We start from the raw sequence: 23,552 nt of genomic DNA on the forward strand, positions 1-23,552 counted from the left end.
GTTCTAGGCGAGGGTGGCGACGCGCGGGTCCCACTCTTCGGGCAGCGCGGGCGCGACCCGCGCGGTGCTGGTCACATCCACCGTCTCGTGCCGCTCGGCGGACTCGATCGTCGACACCATCACGTCGAGCACGTGGAACGCGTTCTCCCCGGATGCGCGCTCGGGCCGTCCGGCGCGGATGGCCTGGGCCAGCTCGGCGACGCCGGTGCCGCGCGAGGTGGTGACGCCGGTGGATGGCACGGTGCGCACATCCTCACCGCCGTCGTGCACGATGAGGTCGCCGGAGAACATGTTCGGATCGGGAACCTCGAGGGTCGCCTCGACGCCGGCCACCTCGAAGGCGATGCGCTGCAGCTTGGAATCGAAGCTGAAGATGCTCTGCGCTGTCTGGCCGCTCTCGAACTCGAACAGGGCGCTCACGTGCGTCGGAACGGTCACGTCGAACTGCTCCCCCGCACGCGGGCCGGAGCCCACGACGCGGAACGGCTTCGACTTCGATGAGACCGCCGTGACCCGGGCAACGGGCCCGAACAGTTGCACGAGCGCCGTGATGTAGTACGGGCCGATGTCGAACAGCGGGCCGGCGCCCTCCTGGAACAGGAAGTCGGGATTGGGATGCCAGGACTCGGGTCCCGGGCCCTGCATGAGAGTCAGGGCGGTCAGCGGCGCGCCGATGCCGCCGGACTCGATGAAGCGGCGGGCCGACTGGATGCCCGAACCGAGGAAGGTGTCCGGCGCCGTCGCGACCCGCAGGCCCGCCGCTTGCGCGGTCTCCAGCAGGTTGCGCCCGCTCTCGCGGTCGAGTGCGAAGGGCTTCTCGCTCCAGACGTGCTTGCCAGCGGCGAGCACCTGCAGCGCGACCTCGACGTGCACCCTGGGGATCGTGAGGTTGACGACGATCTCGATCGCGTCATCCGCCAGCAATTCTGCGACCGAACCGGCGCCGGGCACACCGAACTTCTCTGCCTGGCTGCGAGCCCGCTCCTCGTCGATGTCCGCGACGAAGCGCACGTCGAGGTCGGGAAAGGTGGTGAGGTTCTCGAGGTATTGCGTGCTGATGACTCCGGCACCGATGACGCCAACGCCCACCCTGCCCGTACGGGCCGCGCTCGACTCGCTCATGCGAGGCCCTGCGCGGTCAGGTAGGCGAAGCTGTCTGCGACAGCGGTGAAGCGGTCACCGCGCGAGTCGTCGAGCTCGATCACTCGCAGCGCGGAGGGCGCGGCCTCGATAATCGCGCGGATCGGCAGCGATCCGGAGCCTACGGCCACCTGGTCCTTGGTCTCCTTGGTGGCGGGGCCATCCTTCACGTGGAGGGCTGCGACCCGGTCACCGAGACGACCGAGCAGCGCGACGGGATCGACCCCGCCGACCGCCGCCCAGTAGGTGTCGACCTCGAGCACGACCCGCGGGTCGAGCTGTGCGGCGAAGAGTTCGAGGGCGGTGGTGCCGTCGATCACGCTCTCGAGCTCGTGTGCATGGTTGTGGTAGCCGAGCTGCAATCCGTAGTCGCCCGCCCTCGCCGCCGCCTCATTCAGCTGCGCCGCGGTCTCGGTGATGCTGTCGAGGGTCTGCCAGCGCTCAGCAGGCACGTGAGGGTCGATGAGGGTGCGGATGCCGAGCTCACCCGCGGCGGCAAAGATCTCGGTGGCGTCTTCCCCGATGAAGTGCATGTGCGTCGTCGGCGCCGTCATGCCATTGGCCTGCAGCGCGTCACCCAGACCCTCGAAAGCGGTGAAGTTGAAGGGCTCGACCTGAGTGAAGCCGATCTCGGCGAGGCGCCGCATTGTTCCCGGCAGATCGGCGGTCAGGTCTTCACGAACGGTATAGAGCTGGATTGACAGCGTGGACGAGGTCACGATTCTCCTCATTGAGTGTGGTGTGTGCACGGTGCGCACCGGCCGATGGACCGGAACAGGCGCATCACCAGCCTAACGAGAGTGCCGCGGTGCTGCGACGTGCGCGACGGGTGCGAGGTGGCCGCGGGGCTCGTGCGCTGCCGGCTCACGTTCCACTGGAGCCGGCACCTGAGTGGGGTCGCGACATGCCAGTTGTGGGGGTCATTTAGCGTGGATGGCGCCCACAACTGGCATCTCGCGGGCGAGAGGACTCACCCGCGCTAGAGCGGCACGCCCACCAGCACCGGCTCGGGCTGCAGGATCACGCCGAACTCGCTCAAGACGCGGCTCTGGATGTAGCGGCCGAGTTCCGCGACGTCGGATGCAGTGGCCGAGCCCCGATTCACGATCGCGAGCGTGTGCTTGGTCGAGATCGCGGCGCCGGAGCCGGGCAGCGAGTAGCCGCGCACAATGCCGGAGTGCTCGATCAGCCAGGCCGCGCTGAGCTTGACCGCACGCTGCTCCGTCTGCTGCCCTGCGGCGGGCGCGACACCATCGGGCACGGAGGCGGCACCCCTGGCGAGAAGGTCGCCCGGCACGAAGTTCTCGAGTGGCACGATGACCGGCTCGTCGACATCGGGTTCGAGCGGCCAGCGCGGAGCGTCTGCCGGCAGCGCGGAGGCGAAACCGGCGCTCACGATCGGGTTGGTGAAGAAGGAGCCGGTGCTGACCGAGTCCGGGTCGTCGGCCGAGAGCAGCATGCCCTTCGCTGCACGGAGGCGCAGCACGGCCGAGCGCAGGTCTTCAAGCGGCACACGAGCGCCGAGTTCCACTCCGAGCGCGGAGGCGAGCTGCGCGTACGCGACCGGCGCGCTCAGTGCGGAAGCGGCATCCGTGCCGCCCGCGGAGCCGTCGAACAGTTCGAGCTCGACCGAGACGACAACGCCGCGACGCCCCTGCTTGAGCGCCGAGGTGCGGTAGCCGAACGCGAGTTGCGAGGCGGGGAGTCGGTGCAGTTCACCGCTGTCGAAGTCGAGGAAGTCGATCGCGACGAGGCTGGAGGAGAGTTCCTGGCCGTAGGCACCGATGTTCTGCACGGGTGCCGCACCGACCGAGCCGGGGATGCCGGACAGGGCTTCAATGCCCGACCAGCCGTGCTCTACGGCGTGCGCCACGAGGCCATCCCAGGACTCGCCCGCCTGCACGCGCAGACGCACCGAGTGTGGCCCTTGCGCTTCGACCCGCTCGATGCCGCGGGTGATCACGCGGATGGCGGTTCCGTCGAAGCCCTCGTCCGCCATCACGGTGTTGCTCCCACCGCCGAGCAGTAGCCATTCGTCGCCGGTGGACCACACCTCGAGTGCCGCGTCCACCAGTTCGCGCGAGTCGGCCGGAGTGCGCAGCTCGCTCGCGGCACCGCCGACCCTGAGCGTCGTCAGCTGGGAGAAGGGAACGGATTCGGAGCTCATGGCGCGAGGCTCACTCGTGCCTGCGCCTTGCCCAGCACGGTCTCGCCACCGAAGGTGACGGTGAGGTCGATGCGCGCCACCTGTGCTTCCGCATCGAGCTGGCCCACCTTTGCCGTGACGGACACGACAGCTCCGACTTCGGCATCGACCAGAACCGGTCGGGTGAAGCGCACCTGATAGTCGACGACGCGACCGGGGTCTCCCACCCAGTCGACGACCGGCTGCACGGCGAGCCCCATCGTGAGCATCCCGTGGGCGAGAACGCCCGGCAGCCCCACGGAGACGGCCACGTCATCCCGGTAGTGAATGGCATTGAAATCACCGGATGCGCCGGCGTAGCGCACGAGCGAATCTCGCGTGAGCGGGAAGTCGGCCTCGGCCACGACGTCGCCCACGGCGAGGCCTGCGAGTGCGGGAATCGTGGTCATTCGTCTCCCCTGACGACGAGGGTGGATGTCGCGGTCACGACGTGCGCGCCCGTGTGGTCGACGACGTTCGACTCCGCGGTCACCATCGAGTGGCCACCGAGGGACTTGACGCTGGCCACGGTGAGGGTGGCGGTCAGTTCGTCCCCCGCGACGATCGGACGGGAAAAGCTGAACCTCTGGTCTCCGTGCACCACGCGACTGAAGTCGATGCCGGAGTCCGGCTCGGCGAGCAACTGGGCCAGCGTCGCCTCCTGGATGACGACGGCGAAGGTCGGCGGGCCCACGACATCCGAATAGCCTGCCGCGCGAGCAGCCTCGACATCGTGGTTGATCGGATTGGTCGCAAAGACGGCCCGCGAGAACTCGCGCACCTTTTCACGCCCGACGAGGTAGGGGTGGACGGGCGGAAACACACGCCCTTGCAGTTCGGGGTTAACAGGCACTCCCCAACCCTAACGAGCACGGCCCGGCGGTGGCGCTTAAACGACGAAGCCCCGGCGCCGTGTGGCGTTCCGGGGCTTCGACTGAGCCGGATGCGAATCTACTCGATCCTGATCTGCACTGACCTGAGCATCCGACCGAGGTCGTTATCGAGCCTGTACGAGTCTCTCGGCTCTACTGGCAGCTGTCACACTGCAGGTCGTCCATCGGGTCGACCGGAACCGAGTAGCCACCTACGTAGTTGTCGTTGTCCATGTTCTTGCCTCCTCATAAATCCAATGATTCCCCCCAGTCACTGCCCACAATCCGGCGTCCAGTCCGGATTTTTCGTGTGCAGCGCCTGCGTGGTCTCCCACTATATAACCGGAATGACACGATTGTCATTCCACTAGATGTAGTGTTTCGCGAATTTTCTGAGATCAATCTATTGCGTGCCACGGACACCGGTGATTCCGGGCCCGCGGCAGCGATTCGGGGTACGTTTTCGCCCTCTATGCCCCCAAAAAGGGGGACCGAGTGCACTTGATACCGAATCGTGACGTTAGACTCGCTGGGCCGGCAGAACAAACTCGGGGACGTTCCGAGCCAGGGAGGTACTACGGCGGATGATCAAATCCAGTGGAAAGCTTGCGGCCATGGCCGCGGCCGCGTGCCTGATCGCGACGGTCGCAATCCCCGCTTACGCAGCCGCAGAGACCTCTGCTGTACCGGTCAAGGCACACGAGTCGACCCAGAGTCTCGTCAACTCTTCCAGCGCCGAAAGCCAGCCGGTTGTTGCTCGCGACAGCTACACGATCACCATTCCGCCCAAGCGCCCCGCCGTAGCGGTGAACCGCTTGCTGACCGTGAACCCACCGGCTCAGGGTTACAGCGGCGGCGCCGTTCTACAATATGCAGCGCAGTTCGTGGGCAAGGTTCCCTACGGCATGGGCAACAGCCCCACCACCAGCTTCTCCTGCGATGGATTCGTGCAGTACGTCTTCGCGGGATTCGGCATCGCGCTGCCACGCGGGGCCGACCACCAGGCAGCACTCGGTGTGCGAATCTCCCAGGCGGATGCCGTGGCGGGCGACTTCGTGTGGTGGCCGGGCCAGCACATTGGCATCTATGACGGCGCGGGCGGCATGTACAACTCACCCGTCTGGGGCCGCTACGTCGAGCACGCTTCCAAGCTCTGGGGCAGCCCGGTCTTCGTTCGCCTTCGCTGACGTCGGTCGCAGAGCGGTCCCAGAGCTTGTCGAAGGGACGGCAATAGTTGGGCGTTGCCCTTCGACAAGCTCAGGGAACGTACGACCTACGCGGAGCGAGCCGAGAGCTGCGCTCGCAGGGGCCAGTCGTCGCCGTCGAGGATGACCTGGGCACTGCGCCCGGTCTTCGAGTTGACCACGATCGGCGCCATGAGGTTCATCGTGGTGCCGCTCTCCCCCGGATTCGCGACAACGAGCACGAGGGCGTCGTCACCCTTCTCGAGCTCGAGCGACGCAGCCTGCTCGTCAGAGATCTCCGGCGTGTAGTCCGGCAGGAAGATCCCCGCGTCGAGCACAAAGAGTCGCGTGCCCTTGTCGTCGACGGCACGCAGGGCGTAGAGGCCGTTCGCACCCTCGATGTCATCGAGGGTGAAGTCCACCATCGGCTCGAAGCCGGGAGGCGACGAGATGAAGCTCAGCGCGGCGCTCAACGGAGGAAGTCCATCAGAGTCGGCTGAAGCACCTTGGCGGTGACTCCGAGCGAGGCCTGGTACGTGGTCTGCTGGGTTTGCAGGTCAAGGATGAGCTTGCCCAGGTCGAGATCTTCGACCGATGAGCGCTGCGCTTCGAGGGACACGGTCTGACTCGCATTCGTTTGTTCGGCGCGGTCCATCTGCGCCTGGGTGGTACCTATGACTGCCTGCTGTGCACTGATGGCCTGTTTCCTCGCATCGATCTCGCCGAGTCGCGCACCGACATTCACGCCGCTCTGCAGGTCGGAAACGATGTTGTCGACGAGCGTGAAGAGCGATCCGGGAGTCGTTGCGGCTGTGCCGAACACTGCGGCGCCGTCTGCGTCGACGCGCACCGTTGTGTTCGCGTCGATCCTGCGCTGCACGGTGCTGCCGGCGGCACCGTTGAAGCTGTAGTCCGGGTTGAAGGCGACGCCGGCATCCGTGTTGCCCGCGAAGATGCTGCGACCCAGGTAGCTCGTGTTGGACTGACGGAGCAGCTCGCCCTTGAGACTCGTGAGTTCCGTGGCAATCGCGTCTTTCGACGTGGGCGACATCGTTCCGTCGTTGGCACCCTGAACCGTCAGGTCCCGGATGCGGCCGAGGATGTTCGACACCGTCGTCAGCGTCGAGTCGATGGTGCCGAGCCAGGCGTTGCCGTCGGCGATGTTGCGACCGTACTGCGCGGTCGCGGCCTGCTGTGAACGCACCTGGAGTGCCTTGGTCGTGCCGGCCGGGTCATCGGACGGTACCCCGATGGCCTTGCGGCTGGAGGCCTGGTTCTGAAGCTTGGCGAGTGCCGCCATGCCGGTCTGCAGGTTGTACTGCGCGTTCCGCGTGAGCGACTGATTGGTGACTCTGCTGAACATGGCTTACCTCCCGACCAGGCCGGTGTGGTTGATCAGCGTGTCGAGCATTTCGTCGACCGCTGTCATGACCCGAGCGGCACCCTGGTATGCACGCTGGAAGCTGAGCATGTTGACGTTCTCCTCATCGAGGTCGACGCCAGCATTGGAGAGCTGGTTGTTCGTTGCGGCGGTGGTGGCGAGCCCGGCGAGGGTCGACTGCTGCTGAGCAGTGCGCGACTGGGTGCCGATGCCCGAGACGATCCCGGCCCAAACGGCATCCGGCGAGGTCGAACCCGTTCCGAGCTGTGCGATCGCGCTGGCGACGTCGCCGTTATAGGCTCCGGATCCCGGCGTTGCCGTGGCGAGATCCGCGGGTGTGGTCGGCACGACCGTGAGGCCGACCGCGGCAGGAAGACCCGCGGTGAAGCTGAAGAAGTTCGCACCCGAGGTGCCCGCGGCGTTTGCACCGGTGGAGTACACGGCGTTCACCTGGTTTGCCAAGTCGGTCGCGAGCGTGCTGTACGACGCTGCAGCCTCCGCGATGGCGCCGCCGGTTCCCGATCCGTTTGCCGCGGCGAGCATCGCGACGCTGCCGCCGAGTTCACCACCCTCGAGGGCGACGACGGTTCCGTTCGGCCACGTGAGCTGCACGGGATCGGTGCCCGCCGCATCCATGTGATAGCTGCCGACGAGCGACACCGCGTTGAAGTGGTCGCCGGAGACGATGGGGTTGCCACCGATGAGGATCTCCGTGGTGCCGTTCGGCAGGTTGCGTGCGGTGCCGCCTGCGAGGTTCGAGATCGTGGTCATGAGCGTGTCGCGCTGGTCGATGAGCTCGTTCGCCGAGCCACCGGCTGCGAGCGTCATGCGGATCTGGCCGTTGAGGTCGGCCACCCGGGCGCCCGCATCGTTGAGCGCGGCGACCTTGGCGTCAGCATCCGTGCGCAGGGTCGACCACTGGGTGTCGACCTGCTTGTAACCGCCGGCGATCTGCGCGGCGAGGCCCGTGGCCTGCGTGATGAGTGCCGTGCCCGTCGCGGGAACGGCCGCGTTGTTGCCGAGGTCCTGCCAGGCCGACCAGAACTTCTGCAGCGTGGCGGAGAGCCCGTTGGGGCCGGGCTCCTGGAGGTTCTGCTCGAGCGAACTCATGGCGCTGGAGCGCACGTCCCAGTAGCCGGATGTCGCGGTCGCCGAACGAACGCGAGCGTCGAGCAGCGTGCTGCCGATGCGCGAGACGCCATCGACGGAGACTCCCTGGCCGACGGTGAAGGTCGCTGTCATCTGCAGCGATGACGGCGCGGTCACGGACGCCGAGGTCATGACCCGCTGGCGGGTGTAGCCCTGGGTGTTCGCATTCGCGATGTTCTGGCCGACGACGTCGAGCCCGCGGCGAGCCGCAATGAGCCCGGTGTACGCGGTGTTGAGGGTGCCGAAGGTGCTCATGCGCGCCTCACAGCCTCTGGTCGAAGAGGCGAGCGTCGGCGTGAGCGCCGCCCGCAAGCCCTTCCGAGTCGTAGGTGCCGGCATCCGGAACGAGCGATGCCAGGGTCTCCTGGGTGGACCTCACTGCCGCGCGGAGAAATCGCTCGTTGATGTCACGCAGTTCCTTGATCTGCCCGGTGACCTCGGTCATCGCGCGCAGGTGGCCGCTGAAGATCTCGCGCCACGGGCCATCGGGGGCGTTGGCCGCGAGTTCGCGGAGCGTGGCGTTCTCGCCGGCACCCCACTCTTCGGCGAGGGTGGACACCTCGACGGTGCGGGTAAGGCCGGCCGCGCGCAGGCGATCCATCACCTGTTCGACCTCGCGGGTGGCGTGGGAGAGCCAGCGGGATTTGCCTGCCGTCAGCAGGAGCTGCTCCTCCTCGAGCTTGAACAGCAGGAGTTCGAGCAGCTCGCGTTCGCGCCAGAGCAGTGCCGACACATCGTTGGCGCTCATTTGTCCTCCAGGTCTCAGGTCGTCTCGGGGGTGGTTGCGGGTGGCGTACCTCTGAACTGCTGCCATCCGAACAGCGACCGGGTTCACGCTAAACAGCACTATCGGCAAAGGTGCCCCCCGAGTAAGGGAGAATCCCGAGAACTTTTTTGCGAGGGGTCGGTAACGACGTCCCCCCAGTTCAGGGGAGACGTTCCCCCGAAGGGGGCACAGGCCCCCAAAGAATTCTCTTGCGCGGCCTATTTATGGGGCATGCGGCGCCAATAGAGTCTGGATGTCCGGAGGGGAAACCGGTCAACTCGGGGGATCGAGCGATCAGCGTCCAGGCTGATCAGCGCAAGGGAATGCGTCGACACTCACCTCCAACTCAGTCCAGGGGGTAAGACAGTGAATCGTTCTGAACGGAACGCGCTGGTAGTCGAAAATCTGCCGCTCGTCGGCTACTTGGTGTCGGAGCTCTGCGCCCGCGCCACTCATCTTTCTCGCGACGATCTCGCATCGGCCGGCGCCGTGGGTCTCATCACCGCCGCCGACGCCTTCAAGCCCGAGCTCGGCATCCCGTTCGGTGCATATGCACGCAAGCGGATCCTCGGAGCATTCGCGGACGACATGCGTTCGAGCGACTGGGCGACGCGATCGGCCCGCAAGCGCATCAAGGAGACGCTCTCGGTGAGCGAATCTCTCACCGCCGCTCTCGGCCGCACGCCGAGCGTCGATGAGATCGCCTCGGCCCTCGGAGTCGAGCGGTCGGCGGCATCGGAGGCACTCGCCGACGCAGCACGCACTGTAGCAACGCTCGATGACGTCACCGCCGAGTTCCTGGTGGCGGATGGCGCCCTGCCCGAAGAGACCTTGCTCGAGTCCGAGCAGCTCGGCTTCCTTCGCGCAGCGGTGGACTCGCTTCCGGAGAAGATGCGCCACGTCATCACCCGCATCTACTTCGAAGACCAGTCGGTGAAAGAGCTCGCGGAAGAGCTCGGTACCACCCACTCCGCCGTCTCGCAGACGCGCGCCGAAGCCATCCGCCTATTAAAGGACGGCATGCAGACGCACTACGCCGACGACCCGGATGTTGTGCACGCGCCCGAGTCGCGAATTGCGGCCGCGAGTCGCAACGCGTATCTCTCGCGCCTGGCCGACTCTGCCGCGGTGGGAATCAGCCGCATCGGCTACGGGCAGCTCGTGCCCGAGCGCTCGATCGCGTAAGGCTCGGGGCACCACACTTCCCTTCGACAAGCTCAGGGAACGATGTGCAGGCCAGCAAAAAAATCAGCAGCAAAACATCTAACGACGCGGCAACGGTTGCCGATAGCTAGTTGTGTCAGCCCAGGGACGGGCTGAAGCAGGAAACCCACATCACGGAGGAAATCATCATGGGTATGACAATCAACACCAACATGTCGGCACTGACCGCGTACCGGAACCTTTCCACTACGCAGAACGACATGAGCAAGTCGCTGGAGAAGTTGTCCAGTGGTCTTCGCATCAACCGGGCTGCAGACGACGCGGCCGGTCTCGCCATCTCGGAGAGCCTGAAGTCGCAGGTTGGTGGCCTCACCGTCGCCGCCCGCAACGCTCAGGACGGCATCAGCGTCGCTCAGACCGCTGAAGGTACGCTCACCGAGGTTCACTCGATCCTGCAGCGTATGCGTGACCTCGCTGTTCAAGCCGGTAGCGACTCGAACAACACGGACTCCCGCACCGCGATCAAGACCGAGGCCGACGCGCTGAAGGACGAGCTCACTCGTATCTCCACCACGACGAACTTCAACGGCATCAAGCTGCTGGATGGCTCGGCGGGTGGCAACACCGGAAAGCTGACCTTCCAGGTCGGTGCGAACGCCGGTACGGACAACCAGATCGTGGTCGACCTGTCATCGGCGAACGTTGCGAGCGTTGCAACCGCGCTGAACTTCGGTGTCACCGCTGTCAAGTCCGGTTCTGTCGCCAGCTCCAGCCTCACGCTGGCTGCTGGTTACCAGTTCACGCAGGGCTCGACGGTCGTCACCGTCGCCAAGCCGGGCACCGCTGCCACCAGCTCTGCTGAAGTTGCGACCAACCTCAACAAGGACACGGGCTTCGCGCAGAACTTCGTGGCATCGACCAACGCGGCCGGCGACCTCGTCGTCGCATCGAAGACCGGTGACACGAACGCGATCTCCCTCAAGCAGGACAAGACAACGCCTGGCACCTACGCCGACGTCGTCACCCTGACCGCGGGTTCGACCTCGATCGGCTTCGACACGGCCGCGGCCGCGCAGCTCAGCATCACGGCGATTGACGCGCAGATCAAGAACGTGTCGACCGCTCGCGCCAACCTCGGTGCTGTTCAGAACCGCTTCGAGCACACGATCAACAACCTGAACGTGTCCAAGGAGAACCTGACGGCCTCGCGCTCGCGGATCACGGACACCGACATGGCGTCCGAGATGGTGAACTTCACGCGCTCCAGCATCCTGTCTCAGGCAGGTACTGCGATGCTCGCGCAGGCGAACCAGTCCAACCAGGGAGTTCTTCAGCTCCTGAGGTAGTACCGGGAAAAGAACAACGTCTGGCGGTGATCGGTGAGGGATCTGGACCTCTCCCACCGATTGCCGCCGGCGTTTTCCCGTAGCAACTGACAGCACCACCACACAAGAAGGGAGAGGACGATGACCACAGGAATCGACGGACTGGTCAGCTCGCTCGACACGACCTCCCTCATCAACTCCCTCATCCAGGCCGAAGCCGGCCAGCAGACACTGCTCAAGCAGCAGGCCTCAGACACCACCTCATTCGTCAGCGCACTGCGTGGCCTGAACAGCCAGGTCGCCTCGGTTGCGACCCTCGCCGCCGCCGCCGCCAAGCCCGCGGCCTTTGACCTCTATACCGCCTCCTCTTCGTCGTCCACGGTGACCGCGACCGCAGGAACCGGCTCGACAACCGGCAGCATCGACCTCGTCGTCAACCAGCTCGCGCAGTCGCAGAGCAACGTCAGCGCCGCTCTCACCGCCTGGCCCACCGACCCGGCTGCGCTGACCATCGTCTCGGGTGGCAAGAGCACCGACATCACGCCGGTGAGCAACTCGCTCGACGACATCGTCTCGGCGATCAACAAGTCGGGTGCCGGCGTCAGCGCCATGAAGGTCGCTGCGGGCGTCGATGGCAGCGGCACAGCCCAGTACCGCCTTCAGTTCACCTCTACCACGACCGGCGCCGCGAGCGCGTTCAGCGTCTACCAGGGCACGAGCGCCGATGTGACTGCAGGAACAGCCACCGACCTCCTCGCCCAGCCCGGCGCCGCGACCCTGCGCACCGCACAGGACGCGCAGGTCACGCTGTGGTCGGGAAGCCCGGCGGCGCAGACCATCACGTCGTCGACCAACACCTTCTCCAACCTGTTGCCCAACGTTGCCGTCACGGTTTCTGCCGTGGCCGCAACTCCGGTTACCGTGACGGTCGCCAGGGATGCCGGCGCAACATCCAAGGTCGCATCCGACCTGGTTGCTTCGCTCAATACGGTCTTCGCCACGATCTCGACGAAGTCCGCCGTCGTCAACAGCACGGGCCCCGACGGGTCCTCGAGGGTTTCCGGCGGCATCTTCTCCGGCGACAGCGCCACATCCTCGATCAATCAGGCACTGCTCAGCGCCGCGAGCTCACCCGTGAACGGAGTTTCGCCCTCGGAGATCGGCGTCAGCATCACCAAAGACGGAACTCTGACCTTCGACAACGACAAGTTCACGGCCGCACTGGCGAGCGACCCGGCCAAGGTGCAGTCGATGATGCTGGAGATCTCCTCCCGCGTCTCGGCCGCCGCCAGCGCGGTCTCAGACCAGTACTCGGGCAGCCTCACCACAAAGATCACCAGCCAGCAGGGCGTGATCGACAGCCTCGGAACGCAGATTTCGGACTGGGACGCGCGCCTTGCCACCAAGCGAGCCTCGCTCGAGCAAACCTATGCAGCAATGGAGGTCCAGTTGAACAACATCAAGAGCCAGGGCACCAACTTCGCCTCACAGCTCAGCAACCTACCCTCTTGGCCGACGTCATGACCGCGGTTCTCAGCGGTGTGAACGCCCGCCGCGCCCAGTTCAACCGCGACGTGATCCTCACGGCGACGCCGGCACACCTGCTGACGATGCTGTACGACCGCCTGCTGCTCGACCTCAACCGCGCCGAAGCCGCACAGGAGGCCGAGGACTGGGCCACCGGTGCGGAGAACCTGCTGCACGCCCAGGACATCGTCGCCGAGCTCTCATCGACCCTCGACCTCGACGCCTGGGACGGCGCGGACGCCCTGCTCGGGGTCTACAACTTCGTCGCGCGCGCGCTCATCTACGCGAACACGCACCGCGACATCGCGAGCACGAAGCTCTGCATCACCCTGATCGAGCCACTGCGACTCACCTGGCACGAAGCCGCCCAGGCGATCCCGGCGGGCGCGGCAGCACAGCAGACGCACACGCTGCAGCCAGCGGGAGTGCTCGGTGTCGCCTGACGCCGGAATGCCCTCCGAGATGCGCAGGGACTCGTCCAGCTGGCTCGAGGCGATCGAGCAGATGGAAGACGACCTCGCCCACGTCATGGACGATGCCGCGATGAAGCGGCACCTCGCTGGCGAAGCGACACCGGATGACCTGACCGCGCTCGAGAGGCCGCTGCGAGTACCGAGCGGCACGGGCGAGTTTCCCGCGGAACTCGTGGAGCGAGCGCGCGCCCTGATGGACGCGCAGAGCGCTGCCATCGCACGACTCGAAGGCCTGAAGCGCACGACGGGCCGGCACCTCGCCGCGATGCGGTCGATTCCGCCGCACCGCGACGACCGCTCCGTGTATCTCGACATCGCGGGGTAGAGGAGCACGGCTCGCTGAGCCTGTCGAAGCGCCCTTCGACAAGCTCAGGGAGCACGCACGAGAACGAAAAGTAAGGAATTACCTAACGGCAGCCGGGGGGATGCCGATAGAGAGCAGTGGAGAGCATGGATCGCTCACCTCTAGGCCACGGATTGGCCGTTTGTTTTAGGGGGAACGGATATCCGTGCTTAATTCGGTCACGACCGTTGCGCTCACGAGTGCACTGGACGGTCTCGCGCTGAGACAGCGCACCATCGCGAACAACATCGCCAACATCAACACGCGCGGATACCAGGCCAAGCGCGTCAGCTTCGAAGACGCCCTCGCCGCATCCGTGAAGGCCGGCGACGGCCACGCCGAGGCGACCGTCGCGCGATCGCTCGAACCCACCAGAACAGACGGCAACAACGTCAACCTCGACACCGAGACGCTCTCCAACGTCGACACCGTGCTGCGCTTCCAGTTCGCGGCACAATCGGTGGGCAACGAGTTCAACTGGGTGCGCGCGGCGATGAGGACGAACTGATGACCTTCGACGCCATCGGAATCGCTGCCACCGGGCTCACGCTGCACCGGCACTGGCTCGACGCGATCTCAGACAACATCGCCAACGTCAACACCGTCAAGCCAACGAGCGGCCCGGCGTTTCAGGCTCGCTACGTCGTGGCGCAGGAGGGCCAGGGTAACTCCGGCGTCTATGTTGCCGGGGCTGCCTACGGGAGCGCCGACGGCATCCTCGCCTACGACCCCACCAACCCCCTCGCCGACGCGAATGGCATGGTCAAGCGACCAGACATCGACCTCGGCGACCAGATGTCCGAACTGATCATGGCGCAGCGTGGCTACCAGGCCAACGCCGCCGTCGTCGACCGCGCCAGGGAGTCGTACCAGGCCGCACTGCAGATTGGTAAATGATGTCCATCCCCCTTATTGGTGCCGTCCAGGGCATCACGAGCGCAGGCATCGCGCCGGCCGTGCAGGCGACGGGCTCGAGCGACGGTTCGGCCTTCGCGAACTCTCTCGGCGGCGCGATCGACAACCTGCAGCAATTGCAGAACAACTCGGATGCGCTGGCCGTCCAGGCCGTGACCGGCAACCTCCAGGACATCCACGACGCCACGATCGCCGCAACCCGCGCGCAGGTCACCCTCGAACTCGTCGCCGCCGTGCGTAACAAGGGCGTCGACGCGTTCAACGAGATCATGAGGATGCAGGCCTGATGCCCGCCCAGGTCACTTCCGCGTTCCGGCGCCTGTTCACGGCGATCCGTGAGTTCACCATTGCCCAGCGCACCCTCGCCCTCATCGGCGTCGCCGTGCTCGTGCTCGGCATCGCGGGCCTCACCGTGTGGGTCAGCCAGCCCTCGTACACGCCGCTGTTTTCGGGCCTCGCCGCCTCCGACGCCAGCACGATCGTCGACCAGCTGAAGACCGACAACGTTCCGTACCAGCTCTCCGATGGTGGCGCGACGATTCTTGTGCCCGAGGCGAGCGTCTACAACGAGCGGCTCAAGGCCGCATCCGCGGGACTGCCGACGAGCAGCAACGGCGGATACTCACTGCTCGACAAGATGGGCGTCACGGCCTCGGAGTTCCAGCAGTCGGTGACCTACAAGCGTGCCATTGAGGGTGAGCTCGCCTCCACGATCCAGGCTCTCAAGGGCGTCAAGATGGCGTCGGTGCAGTTGGCGATCCCCAAGGACACCGTCTTCACCGAGCAGAAGGCCGACCCGACGGCATCCGTCTTCATCCAGACCGACAGCGGCGTCACGCTCTCTGCCGACCAGGTGCAGGCCATCGTGCACCTCACCTCCGCCTCCATCGACGGCATGAAGGCCACGGATGTCGCCGTCGTCGACTCCGACGGCCAGGTGCTCTCCGCGGTGGGCACCGGCGCGACCGGCAGCGCGAGCAAGCAGTCCTCCGACTACGAGACCAGCGTGCGCGACACCGTGCAGACCATGCTCGACCGCGTCGTCGGACCGGGCAACGCGACGGTGGCCGTGGCCGCAGACATGAGCCAGGAATCGGCCAACCGCGTCGAGGAGACCTACTCGACCCCCGACGGCTCGCCGACGCTGAGCGAATCGACCGATAAGCAGACCGGAGCGAGCGGGAGCGGCGGCAGCGGGTCGGCCGGCGTGCTCGGCCCAGACAACATCGCGGTGCCGAACGGCAGCGGCACGACGACCGGCGGCACCAGCCAGAGCCAGATCAAGAACAACGCCCTGAACAAGATCACCGAGAACCGCACCATTCCCGCCGGCGCAATGACCCGTCAAACGGTTTCCGTCGCGCTCAACTCGAAGGCAGCGACCGGCCTCAAGGTCTCCGAGATCTCAGCCCTCGTCTCGGCCGCCGCCGGAATCAACACCACCCGGGGCGACAAGGTCAGCGTCGAGGTCGTGCCGTTCAGCACGACGGGCGCCACCACGGCCGCGCAGGCACTCGGTGCCGCGGCGAAGGCCGCCGAGGCCGACCGCCTCACCGGAATCATCACGACCGCGATCATCACGGTCGGCGTCCTCATCCCCGTGCTCGTCATCCTGTTCCTGCTGCGCCGCAGCCGCCGCCGTCGCAACGAGGAGGAAGAGGGCCTGCTCTCCGAGATGCTGAATGCACCCACCGTGCCGATGCAGCTTCCTCAGGCACGCAGCGCATCGCAGCTGCAGGCACCCGTCTCCACCGCTCAGCTGCTCGAGGGCGCACCGACCGCGCCATCCTCGAGCGAGGCCGCGAGCCGACGGGCCGACATCGAGGCCTTCGCCCAGCGTGACCCGCAGAAGACCGCCGAGTACCTGCGCAGCATGATGGATGACAGGCAGCCGGCATGAGCGACGCGGTCGAGCCCGGCCTGAGCGGCACCCAGAAGGTCGCCGTCGTGCTCATGAACATGGACAGTCAGCGCGCCGCAGGTGTGCTGAAGGAGTTCAGCGAGCACGAGGCCGAGGAGATCGTCGCCGAGATCGTGCGCCTGCGCCGGGTCGATTCCGTCGTCGCCGAGAAGACGCTCAGCGAATTCCACGACATGACCGTGCGCAGTGCAGCGCTCGCACGAGGTGGACGTGACGTCGCCGTGGGGCTGCTGGAGGCATCCTTCGGAGCGGAGCGCGCCGCCGGCGTGATGAACCGCGTCGCCTCGAGCATGGCCGGCAAGGCCTTCGAGTTCCTGGAGCAGACCGAGCCGCGTCACGTCGTCGCACTGCTCGAGGGCGAACTGCCGCAGACCATCGCGCTCGTGCTCGCACACCTGCGGCCCGAGTTCGCCTCCCCCATCATCTCCGGCCTCGACGAGGCCCTCCGCACCGACGTCGCCCGCTGCATCGCCACCATGGGCACCGCAACACCGGAGGCGGTCAGAATCGTCACCGACACCCTGCGGGTGCGGGCCGGCGCCGTCGTCTCCCTCACCGACACCGTCGAGGTGGTCGGCGGCATCCAACCGCTGGTCGACATCATCAACCGGGCGGATGTCGCCACCGAGCGCGCACTGCTCGAATCGCTCGATGAGAACGACCCGGATCTCGCCGAAGAGGTGCGCTCGCGCATGCTCACCTTCGCCGACATCGTCAAGCTCGAGCCGCGCGACGTGCAGCAGGTGCTGCGTGGCATCGACGCGGGCGTGCTCGCCGTGGCGATGAAGGGCTCGCCGGAGGTCGTCATCGAGATCATCCGGTCCAACCTCTCCGAACGCAACCGCGAGATCCTCGACGACGAGGTCAAGATCCTCGGGCCGGTGCGCGTGTCGCAGGTGGAGGAGGCTCGCGCCGACATCGTGCGCGCCATTCGCGACCTCGAATCGCAGGGCAGCATCACCGTGCAACGCGGCGAGGAGGACGAATATGTCTATTGATTCGGGCTTCGCCGCACTGACCTTTCCCGCGCTCAAGCACCCCAACCAGGATGCGATGGATGCGCAGGCGCGCACCCGCGGGCATGCGGCCGGTTACGCTTCGGGCCTTCGCGCTGCGGCGAGGGAGGCTGAGGCGCGCGTCGTCGAATTGAACGCCGAGACCACGGCGATGCTGAACGTTCGCAACGCGCAGCTCGACGCGGCCCTCGCTGCCCTCGATACGGCGGCCCGCCAACTGCACGATCGCGCGATTCCCACCATCGAACAGGCGCAGGATGTGCTCGTCTCGAGCGCCATCGAACTCGCCGAGGCGATCCTCGGCTACGAACTGGCCGACGGCCCGCGTTCCGCTCGCGCCGCGCTGGCCCGGGTGCTCGAGCACGCGGACCCGAAGATGCTTCTGACCGTCCGGATGCACCCGGCCGACATCGCCGAGCTCGACGGAACGGCACCCGACGCCGCGCACAGCGCGTCCGGCGTAGAGATCGTCGCCGACGCGAGCCTGGAGCGCGGCGACGCCCTGGGTGACTTCGCCGACGGATACCTGGATGCGCGCATCCGCACCGCCCTGGATCGCGCCAGGGCAGCACTGCTTGGGGAGACGATATGACGACGACCTGGCGTCCCCACGCCGCAGAGTTCACGGCCGCCGTCGCCTCTGTGGCACCCCAACGCGTCGGCGTCGTCTCCTCCATTATTGGGCTCGGGGTTGAACTGAGCGGTCTCGATTGCGCCATCGGCGACCTCGTGACCATCGGCGAAGAGCCGGGCATCGAAGCCGAGGTGGTCGCGACGACGAGAACCGGTGTGCGCTGCATGCCGCTGGGAAAGATGGTGGGCGTCGGCGCTGGTGCACCGGCACGGTCCAGCCGCCGTCCCAATCTCGTTCCTACCGGCCGCGGCCTCCTCGGGCGGGTACTCGACGGCCTCGGGCGGCCGATCGACGGCAAGGGACCGCTCTCCAGCAGCGGCTACGTGTCGCTCGACAATGACACGCCATCCGCGATGCACCGCGCCCGCATCACCACCCCGCTGCCGCTCGGGGTGCGCGTGCTCGACACGCTCACCACGGTGGGCAAGGGTCAGCGCCTCGGCCTCTTCGCAGGTTCCGGCGTGGGCAAGTCCTCGCTGCTATCCATGATCGCCAGGGGCACGGAGGCGGAGGTCTCGGTCATTGCCCTCGTCGGCGAGCGCGGCCGCGAGGTTCGCGAGTTTCTCGAGGACGACCTCGGACCGGAGGGCCTCGCGCGCTCCATCGTCGTCGTCTCCACCTCGGACGAGCCAGCACTCATGCGACTTCGCGCCGCCTTCGTCGCCACCCGCATCGCCGAGTCATTCCGCGACGGCGGTGCGGATGTCATGCTCATGATGGACTCGCTGACCCGCGTCGCGATGGCCCAGCGCGAAATCGGCCTCTCCGTCGGCGAACCTCCCGCAACCCGCGGCTACCCGCCGTCGACCTTCTCGCTCCTCGCCCAACTGCTCGAACGAGCCGGCACGGCGGAAACCGGCTCCGTCACGGGCATCTACACGGTGCTCGTGGATGGCGACGACCACAACGAACCCATCGCCGACGCAGCTCGCTCGATCCTCGACGGTCACGTCGTGCTCGACCGCAAGCTCGCCGTTCTCGGCCACTTCCCCTCCGTGGATGCCCTCGCCTCGATCTCGCGCGTCGCCAGCAGGGTCAACACCCGTGAGCACTCCGCCGCGGCCGTCGCGCTGCGTAAGGTGCTCGCCGCCCGAAAGTCCGCGCAGGACCTGCTCGATGTCGGCGCGTACCACCAGGGCAGCAACCCGCTCGTGGATGCCGCCGTTCAGCACGAGGCAGCGATCAACGCCTTCCTGCAGCAGGGCATGGACGAACGCGTCACGGCAGAGGCATCCTGGGCCTGGCTCGAGAGCCTCAACTCCGCGATGGCGGTGCCCGCATGAGCCGCCAGTTCTCGCTCGCAGGGCTGCTGCGCCTTCGCCACCTGCAGCAGGACGAGGCCGCGGGCCAGCTCGCCTCCGCGAACGCTCGCCTCGACAGCACCTCGGTGCAGCGTAATCGGGCCAGGGCCGCACTCGGTGCGACGCGCTCGGATATCAGTAGCACGGAATCGCTCTATGCCATGGCCGCCGGCCGGGCATCCATGCGCAGCATGCTTGCCGACCTCGACTCGATGCTCGTGCAGCAGCGCGCCGAGACCGAGCAGGCGACCGCGGCGTACGGCACCGCTCGCGCGAAGGCCGTGGCGCTCGAAAAGCTCGAGGCGAAGCACCTCGAGACCGTGATGGTCGAGGAGCTGCGCGCCGAACAGACCGTGATCGACGAGATCGCCTCCACCGCGTGGCACGCCGATCGTGAAGGGACCAGATCATGAGCATCAGCAACTTCCTGCTCGCGAGCGCGACCGCGCCCGAGCGTTCCGCAGCGCCCGTCAAGGGCACCAGCTCCCAGGGCGACGCGTTCGGCGCCGCCATGCAGCAGGCCATGGGCGCCCGCGCGGGTGATCGCGCCGCCGCTCGCCACAGCGCGCCGGAGCGCAGGGACCCCGCCGCTCGCGAGGCCGCGCACCAGCCTCGGCAGTCCGACGGCGAGCCGAGGGGCACGGATGTTCGGGCAGCCGCGAAGGAATCCGCGACGACCCAGCGACCCGACTCCGATCCGCGTCAGGGCGCCGTGAACCAGGACGCGCAAGCGACCGCATCGACCACGGATGTCCCGACCGGCCAGGCGACCATCGACCAGACTTCGACACAGACATTGGCTCAGGCGGCCGGTCAGGTGACGACGGCGCAGGCCACCGTCGCTCAGCCCTTTGCCGCGCAGGCGGCGGCCGCTCAGGCATCGATGGTGCCGGCGACGATCGTCGCCGACCCCGCCGCACAGCTCGCCGCAACCGTCCCCGCACAGGCGGCCGCTGCTGGCGCAGCGATCGCGACGGCTCCTGTCAGTGTCGCGGCCGTGGCGACCGCGAGCGTGCGGCCCACGGTAATCGAGAAGACGGCCACCCCTGTTCCCGCCACGGCACCGGCAAGCGTGAGCGCCGCGGCAAGCACTGCCACCGTCCTTCCTGGCGCAGCAGCTGCGGCGGCGCAAGCGCCGACGCCTGCACCGGCAACCACGTCGCTCGCGGCGAGCGGCACAAGCGGCACAACCGCCACGGCAACGCCGACCGCACCGCTGGCGACCGCGCCGCTGAACCCGGCCGGTCCCGCGGTTGTTGCCACGCCCGCTGCGGCCGCATCCGCTGCGGCCCAGCCTGCGAGCGCACCGGCACTTGACGACGCCACCGCGCAGGCCAAGGCGGCACGCCCCGCTGCCAACCACGCGAACGACGAGGCTGCGGCGCCGGCGACCCAGACGGCCGTGCCCGCCCCGACCGTGACAGCACCATCCGCCGACGCTAACCAGGCCACCCCGGCACAGCCGGCGGCAGCCCAGCCCGTCTCGAGCGCCACGACCGTCGCGCAGGCGGCGCAGGTGCAGGTCGCGCCGGTCGCCACCACCTCCGTTGCCGCGACACAGGCGGCCGCTCCCGCCGCCCCGCCCGCGCCTCCGTCACCACCGCTGGCCACGCAACTCTCGCAACCGATCGTCGCTCTCACCAGGGCGGCATCCGGTGACCACGTCGTCACGCTGAGCGTGACGCCAGACAACCTCGGGCCGGTGACCGTGCGCGCGCACGTCGGTTCGCAGGGCATCCGCATCGAACTGTTCGCTCCTAACGACCTCGGTCGCGACGCCCTCCGCGGCATCATGCCGGAGCTTCGGCGCGACCTCGCGGGCACCGGCATGAACAGCAACCTGCAGCTCTCCACCCAGAACCAGCCCACCAGCACCGCAACCGCGGGCAACCAGCAGGGCGGCGGCGCGGGCACGAACAGCGGTCTCGGCTTCGGCCAGGGCGGCACCAATGGCAACAACGGCAACCAGGATGGCGCCGCTTCACGATCCGAGCGCGGTCCAGCGCTCGGCTCACCCCGCATGGACGCACAAGACGCTGAACCGACTCGCACGACCGTGCGATCCGGCCAGCATGCATCTTCCATCGACGTGATGGCCTAGCAGGGAAGAAGACGACCATGACAGCAGCAGTTGCTGGCGTAGCCAGCACACAGGGCGCCGGAGGCATGTATGCCACCGCGCCCACTCGAACGCCCAAGCAGACGCTCGACAGCGAGGCGTTCATGTCCCTCCTCGTGACCCAGTTGAAGAACCAGGATCCGAGCTCGCCGATGGACACCAACCAGATGATCGGCCAGACCACGCAGCTCGCGATGATGGAGCAGCTCACCAGCCTGAGCAGCACCGGCACCGAGAGCTTCGCACTGCAGATGCGCATCGCCGCATCGTCGATGATCGGCCAGAAGGTCAGCTACGCGGACGCGAACGGCACGACCATCAGCGGCACCGCTAGCGCCGTCTCGTTCGCCGGTCCGAAACCCACCGTCACCGTGAACGGTGTCGAGGTCGCCCTCGACTCCATCTCCGGCGTCACCTCGACATCCTGAACACCCTGAACTTCTCACGCACCAACCATTGAAAGGCGCAACACCATGCTTCGTTCGCTCTACTCCGGAATCTCCGGTCTCCGCTCACACCAGACCATGCTCGACGTGACCGCGAACAACATCGCCAACGTCAACACGGTCGCCTTCAAGGCATCCGCAACGCAGTTCGAAGACACCCTCTCGCAGCTCACCAAGGGTGCGAGCAGCCCGCAGGCGACCACGGGTGGTACGAACCCCGCCCAGATCGGTCTCGGTGTGAAGGTGGCGGGCATCTCCACCAACTTCGCGCAGGGTTCAACCCAGTCCACCGGTCGCGCGCTCGACGTGATGATCTCGGGCGACGGCTTCTTCATCACCTCGAGCGGCGGGCAGACCGCCTACACCCGCGCGGGTGCGCTCGACTTCGACCCGCAGGGTCGCCTGGTGACGCCTGACGGCGCCATCGTGCAGGGCTGGACCGCGGTCGACGGTGTCGTCGACGCGGGCGGACCCGTCGGCAACGTCACCCTTCCGAAGAACGCGGTCTCCCCCGCCATCGCCACCACCACGGCGAAGGTCGGCGGCAACCTGCCGGGCGACGCGGCGACCGGAACCGTGCTCACGCGCGACACCACCGTCTATGACGCGAGCGGCAACGCTTCGCAACTGTCGCTCACCTTCACCAAGACGGCAGCCGGATGGGACGCGAGCTACAGCGACGGAGCCACGCCACCCACGGTCACCACCACGTCGATGGCGTTCACCAACGGCAAGCTCACGAGCGGCACCTCGATCACCGCGGCCGGAGTCGCCATCGACCTCAGCACCGCGACCGGATACGCGGGCCTGACCACGGCATCCATCACCGACCAGAACGGTCGCGACGCCGGAACGCTGCAGACCTTCACGCTCTCGCCCGACGGCACGCTCGTCGGTTCGTTCAGCAACGGGGCATCGCAGGCGATCGGACAGATCGCGCTGGCCACCTTCGTGAACCCGAGCGGTCTGCAGAAGGCCGGATCGTCGTCATACACGTCCACGTTCAACTCAGGTGCGGCCCAGCTCGGCGTGGCCGGGCAGAGCGGACTGGGCTCGCTCACGAGCGGCGCGCTCGAGATGTCGAACGTCGACCTCTCGCAGGAGTTCACCAACCTGATCGTCGCCCAGCGCGGCTTCCAGGCGAACGCCCGCATCATCACCACCTCGGATGACGTGCTGCAGGAGCTGACCAACCTCAAGCGCTAGTCCCTCGCTTCGGCAGGCTCGGTGACGTTCGGTCACTGAGCCTGCCGAATCCATGTTCCCGCGCTTCGACAGGCTCAGCGACCGACAGGCTCGTTTCCTGAGCCTGTCGAAGGGAACCTGCGAGCAAGCGCTGGCAGATCCTCGAGCCGGCCGTCGATGAGCGCCTGCTTCTTCGCGCGACTCCATCCCTGAATCTGCTTCTCGCGCACAAACGCCGTCTCGACACTCTCGGATGCTTCGGCAAAGACGAGTTCGACCGGGCGATGCTTGCGGGTGAAGTTCGATCCCTCACCCAGGTTGTGCTGCGCCAATCTCCGCTCAAGGTCGAGCGTGCTTCCCGTGTAGAACGCGCCGTTCGCGCAACGCACGATATAGACCCAGGCCATCGGGCGAGTGTTGCCGACTCGCGGCGCAGGTGTGCGAGTTCTCCACAGGGCGCTTCGACAGGCTCAGCGACCGACAGGCTCGTTCCCTGAGGTTGTCGA

The 23,552-nt window shown here is 66.9% G+C and carries 27 protein-coding genes; 17 read left to right on the forward strand and 10 right to left on the reverse strand.

Annotation, left to right across the window (positions count from 1 at the left end; genetic code table 11):
* Positions 1-3 precede the first annotated feature (3 nt).
* The 5 genes from ABUA37_RS13325 to ABUA37_RS13345 form a co-directional block, all read right to left on the reverse strand.
* The gene (locus ABUA37_RS13325) at positions 4-1,122 is read right to left on the reverse strand and encodes a Gfo/Idh/MocA family protein (protein WP_349899706.1); all 1,119 of its coding nucleotides are present in this window, start codon (positions 1,120-1,122) and stop codon (positions 4-6) included.
* Complete coding sequence (locus ABUA37_RS13330) at positions 1,119-1,787, reverse strand: sugar phosphate isomerase/epimerase family protein (RefSeq protein WP_407075393.1); 669 nt, start codon at positions 1,785-1,787, stop codon at positions 1,119-1,121. The genes ABUA37_RS13325 and ABUA37_RS13330 overlap by 4 nt, the downstream gene beginning before the upstream one ends.
* Before the next feature lie 332 nt (positions 1,788-2,119).
* Positions 2,120-3,307, reverse strand: a complete 1,188-nt coding sequence (locus ABUA37_RS13335) for a UDP-N-acetylmuramate dehydrogenase (RefSeq protein WP_349899708.1) — start codon at positions 3,305-3,307, stop codon at positions 2,120-2,122.
* Entirely contained in the window at positions 3,304-3,735 is a 432-nt protein-coding gene (locus ABUA37_RS13340; RefSeq protein ID WP_349899709.1) for a MaoC family dehydratase, read from the reverse strand. The genes ABUA37_RS13335 and ABUA37_RS13340 overlap by 4 nt, the downstream gene beginning before the upstream one ends.
* Complete coding sequence (locus ABUA37_RS13345; protein ID WP_349899710.1) at positions 3,732-4,178, reverse strand: FAS1-like dehydratase domain-containing protein; 447 nt, start codon at positions 4,176-4,178, stop codon at positions 3,732-3,734. Before ABUA37_RS13345 ends, ABUA37_RS13340 begins: the two co-directional genes overlap by 4 nt.
* Positions 4,179-4,781: 603 nt before the next feature.
* On the opposite strand from ABUA37_RS13345, the gene ABUA37_RS13350 reads away from it, so the two are divergent.
* Positions 4,782-5,384 carry a C40 family peptidase gene (locus ABUA37_RS13350; protein ID WP_349899711.1) on the forward strand — a complete coding sequence of 201 codons (603 nt, stop codon included), beginning with the start codon at positions 4,782-4,784 and terminating at the stop codon, positions 5,382-5,384.
* An 86-nt stretch (positions 5,385-5,470) separates the two neighbouring features.
* Here ABUA37_RS13350 and ABUA37_RS13355 read toward each other — a convergent pair whose 3' ends face one another.
* Genes ABUA37_RS13355 through flgN form a run of 4 tightly spaced genes read right to left on the reverse strand, consistent with a single transcriptional unit; the run spans position 5,471 to position 8,659 of the window.
* A complete protein-coding gene (locus ABUA37_RS13355) occupies positions 5,471-5,854 on the reverse strand; it encodes a flagellar assembly protein FliW (protein WP_349899712.1) in 384 nt (127 codons plus the stop codon).
* Positions 5,851-6,744: a flagellar hook-associated protein FlgL gene (gene flgL / locus ABUA37_RS13360; protein ID WP_349899713.1), complete on the reverse strand. Its 894-nt coding sequence runs from the start codon at positions 6,742-6,744 to the stop codon at positions 5,851-5,853. The genes ABUA37_RS13355 and flgL overlap by 4 nt, the downstream gene beginning before the upstream one ends.
* 3 nt (positions 6,745-6,747) lie before the next feature.
* Positions 6,748-8,166, reverse strand: coding sequence for a flagellar hook-associated protein FlgK (gene flgK / locus ABUA37_RS13365; protein ID WP_349899714.1), 1,419 nt, complete (start codon positions 8,164-8,166; stop codon positions 6,748-6,750).
* Between the two features lie 7 nt (positions 8,167-8,173).
* Positions 8,174-8,659 carry a flagellar export chaperone FlgN gene (flgN, locus tag ABUA37_RS13370; protein WP_349899715.1) on the reverse strand — a complete coding sequence of 162 codons (486 nt, stop codon included), beginning with the start codon at positions 8,657-8,659 and terminating at the stop codon, positions 8,174-8,176.
* A gap of 384 nt (positions 8,660-9,043) precedes the next feature.
* On the opposite strand from flgN, the gene ABUA37_RS13375 reads away from it, so the two are divergent.
* From ABUA37_RS13375 to ABUA37_RS13450, 16 genes are all read left to right on the forward strand, one after another.
* Positions 9,044-9,862: a sigma-70 family RNA polymerase sigma factor gene (locus ABUA37_RS13375; RefSeq protein ID WP_349899716.1), complete on the forward strand. Its 819-nt coding sequence runs from the start codon at positions 9,044-9,046 to the stop codon at positions 9,860-9,862.
* A gap of 167 nt (positions 9,863-10,029) precedes the next feature.
* The gene (locus tag ABUA37_RS13380) at positions 10,030-11,187 is read left to right on the forward strand and encodes a flagellin N-terminal helical domain-containing protein (protein ID WP_349899717.1); all 1,158 of its coding nucleotides are present in this window, start codon (positions 10,030-10,032) and stop codon (positions 11,185-11,187) included.
* A 120-nt stretch (positions 11,188-11,307) separates the two neighbouring features.
* Positions 11,308-12,690: a flagellar filament capping protein FliD gene (gene fliD / locus ABUA37_RS13385; RefSeq protein WP_349899718.1), complete on the forward strand. Its 1,383-nt coding sequence runs from the start codon at positions 11,308-11,310 to the stop codon at positions 12,688-12,690.
* Positions 12,675-13,136, forward strand: a complete 462-nt coding sequence (gene fliS, locus ABUA37_RS13390) for a flagellar export chaperone FliS (protein ID WP_349899719.1) — start codon at positions 12,675-12,677, stop codon at positions 13,134-13,136. Before fliD ends, fliS begins: the two co-directional genes overlap by 16 nt.
* Entirely contained in the window at positions 13,126-13,491 is a 366-nt protein-coding gene (locus ABUA37_RS13395) for a hypothetical protein (RefSeq protein WP_349899720.1), read from the forward strand. Before fliS ends, ABUA37_RS13395 begins: the two co-directional genes overlap by 11 nt.
* Positions 13,492-13,675: 184 nt before the next feature.
* Entirely contained in the window at positions 13,676-14,017 is a 342-nt protein-coding gene (gene flgB, locus ABUA37_RS13400) for a flagellar basal body rod protein FlgB (protein WP_349899721.1), read from the forward strand.
* Complete coding sequence (locus tag ABUA37_RS13405) at positions 14,017-14,406, forward strand: flagellar basal body rod protein FlgC (protein WP_349899722.1); 390 nt, start codon at positions 14,017-14,019, stop codon at positions 14,404-14,406. The genes flgB and ABUA37_RS13405 overlap by 1 nt, the downstream gene beginning before the upstream one ends.
* Complete coding sequence (fliE, locus tag ABUA37_RS13410) at positions 14,406-14,711, forward strand: flagellar hook-basal body complex protein FliE (RefSeq protein WP_349899877.1); 306 nt, start codon at positions 14,406-14,408, stop codon at positions 14,709-14,711. Before ABUA37_RS13405 ends, fliE begins: the two co-directional genes overlap by 1 nt.
* The gene (gene fliF / locus ABUA37_RS13415) at positions 14,711-16,324 is read left to right on the forward strand and encodes a flagellar basal-body MS-ring/collar protein FliF (protein WP_349899723.1); all 1,614 of its coding nucleotides are present in this window, start codon (positions 14,711-14,713) and stop codon (positions 16,322-16,324) included. Before fliE ends, fliF begins: the two co-directional genes overlap by 1 nt.
* The gene (fliG, locus tag ABUA37_RS13420) at positions 16,321-17,343 is read left to right on the forward strand and encodes a flagellar motor switch protein FliG (RefSeq protein WP_349899724.1); all 1,023 of its coding nucleotides are present in this window, start codon (positions 16,321-16,323) and stop codon (positions 17,341-17,343) included. Before fliF ends, fliG begins: the two co-directional genes overlap by 4 nt.
* Positions 17,333-17,953, forward strand: a complete 621-nt coding sequence (locus tag ABUA37_RS13425; RefSeq protein ID WP_349899725.1) for a FliH/SctL family protein — start codon at positions 17,333-17,335, stop codon at positions 17,951-17,953. Before fliG ends, ABUA37_RS13425 begins: the two co-directional genes overlap by 11 nt.
* Positions 17,950-19,278, forward strand: coding sequence for a FliI/YscN family ATPase (locus tag ABUA37_RS13430; RefSeq protein ID WP_349899726.1), 1,329 nt, complete (start codon positions 17,950-17,952; stop codon positions 19,276-19,278). The genes ABUA37_RS13425 and ABUA37_RS13430 overlap by 4 nt, the downstream gene beginning before the upstream one ends.
* On the forward strand, positions 19,275-19,709 hold the full coding sequence (locus ABUA37_RS13435; RefSeq protein WP_349899727.1) for a flagellar export protein FliJ: 435 nt from the start codon (positions 19,275-19,277) through the stop codon (positions 19,707-19,709). The genes ABUA37_RS13430 and ABUA37_RS13435 overlap by 4 nt, the downstream gene beginning before the upstream one ends.
* Complete coding sequence (locus tag ABUA37_RS13440; RefSeq protein ID WP_349899728.1) at positions 19,706-21,397, forward strand: flagellar hook-length control protein FliK; 1,692 nt, start codon at positions 19,706-19,708, stop codon at positions 21,395-21,397. The genes ABUA37_RS13435 and ABUA37_RS13440 overlap by 4 nt, the downstream gene beginning before the upstream one ends.
* Positions 21,398-21,414: 17 nt before the next feature.
* Positions 21,415-21,843 (forward strand): flagellar hook assembly protein FlgD, encoded by a 429-nt coding sequence (locus tag ABUA37_RS13445; RefSeq protein ID WP_349899729.1) that lies wholly within the window; start codon positions 21,415-21,417, stop codon positions 21,841-21,843.
* 45 nt (positions 21,844-21,888) lie between these two features.
* On the forward strand, positions 21,889-23,067 hold the full coding sequence (locus ABUA37_RS13450) for a flagellar hook protein FlgE (RefSeq protein WP_349899730.1): 1,179 nt from the start codon (positions 21,889-21,891) through the stop codon (positions 23,065-23,067).
* A gap of 74 nt (positions 23,068-23,141) precedes the next feature.
* Here ABUA37_RS13450 and ABUA37_RS13455 read toward each other — a convergent pair whose 3' ends face one another.
* Positions 23,142-23,453 carry a GIY-YIG nuclease family protein gene (locus ABUA37_RS13455; protein WP_349899731.1) on the reverse strand — a complete coding sequence of 104 codons (312 nt, stop codon included), beginning with the start codon at positions 23,451-23,453 and terminating at the stop codon, positions 23,142-23,144.
* Between the last annotated feature and the right edge of the window lie 99 nt (positions 23,454-23,552).

The organism is Parafrigoribacterium soli, from assembly GCF_040227235.1.
Classification (GTDB): domain Bacteria; phylum Actinomycetota; class Actinomycetes; order Actinomycetales; family Microbacteriaceae; genus Parafrigoribacterium_A; species Parafrigoribacterium_A soli.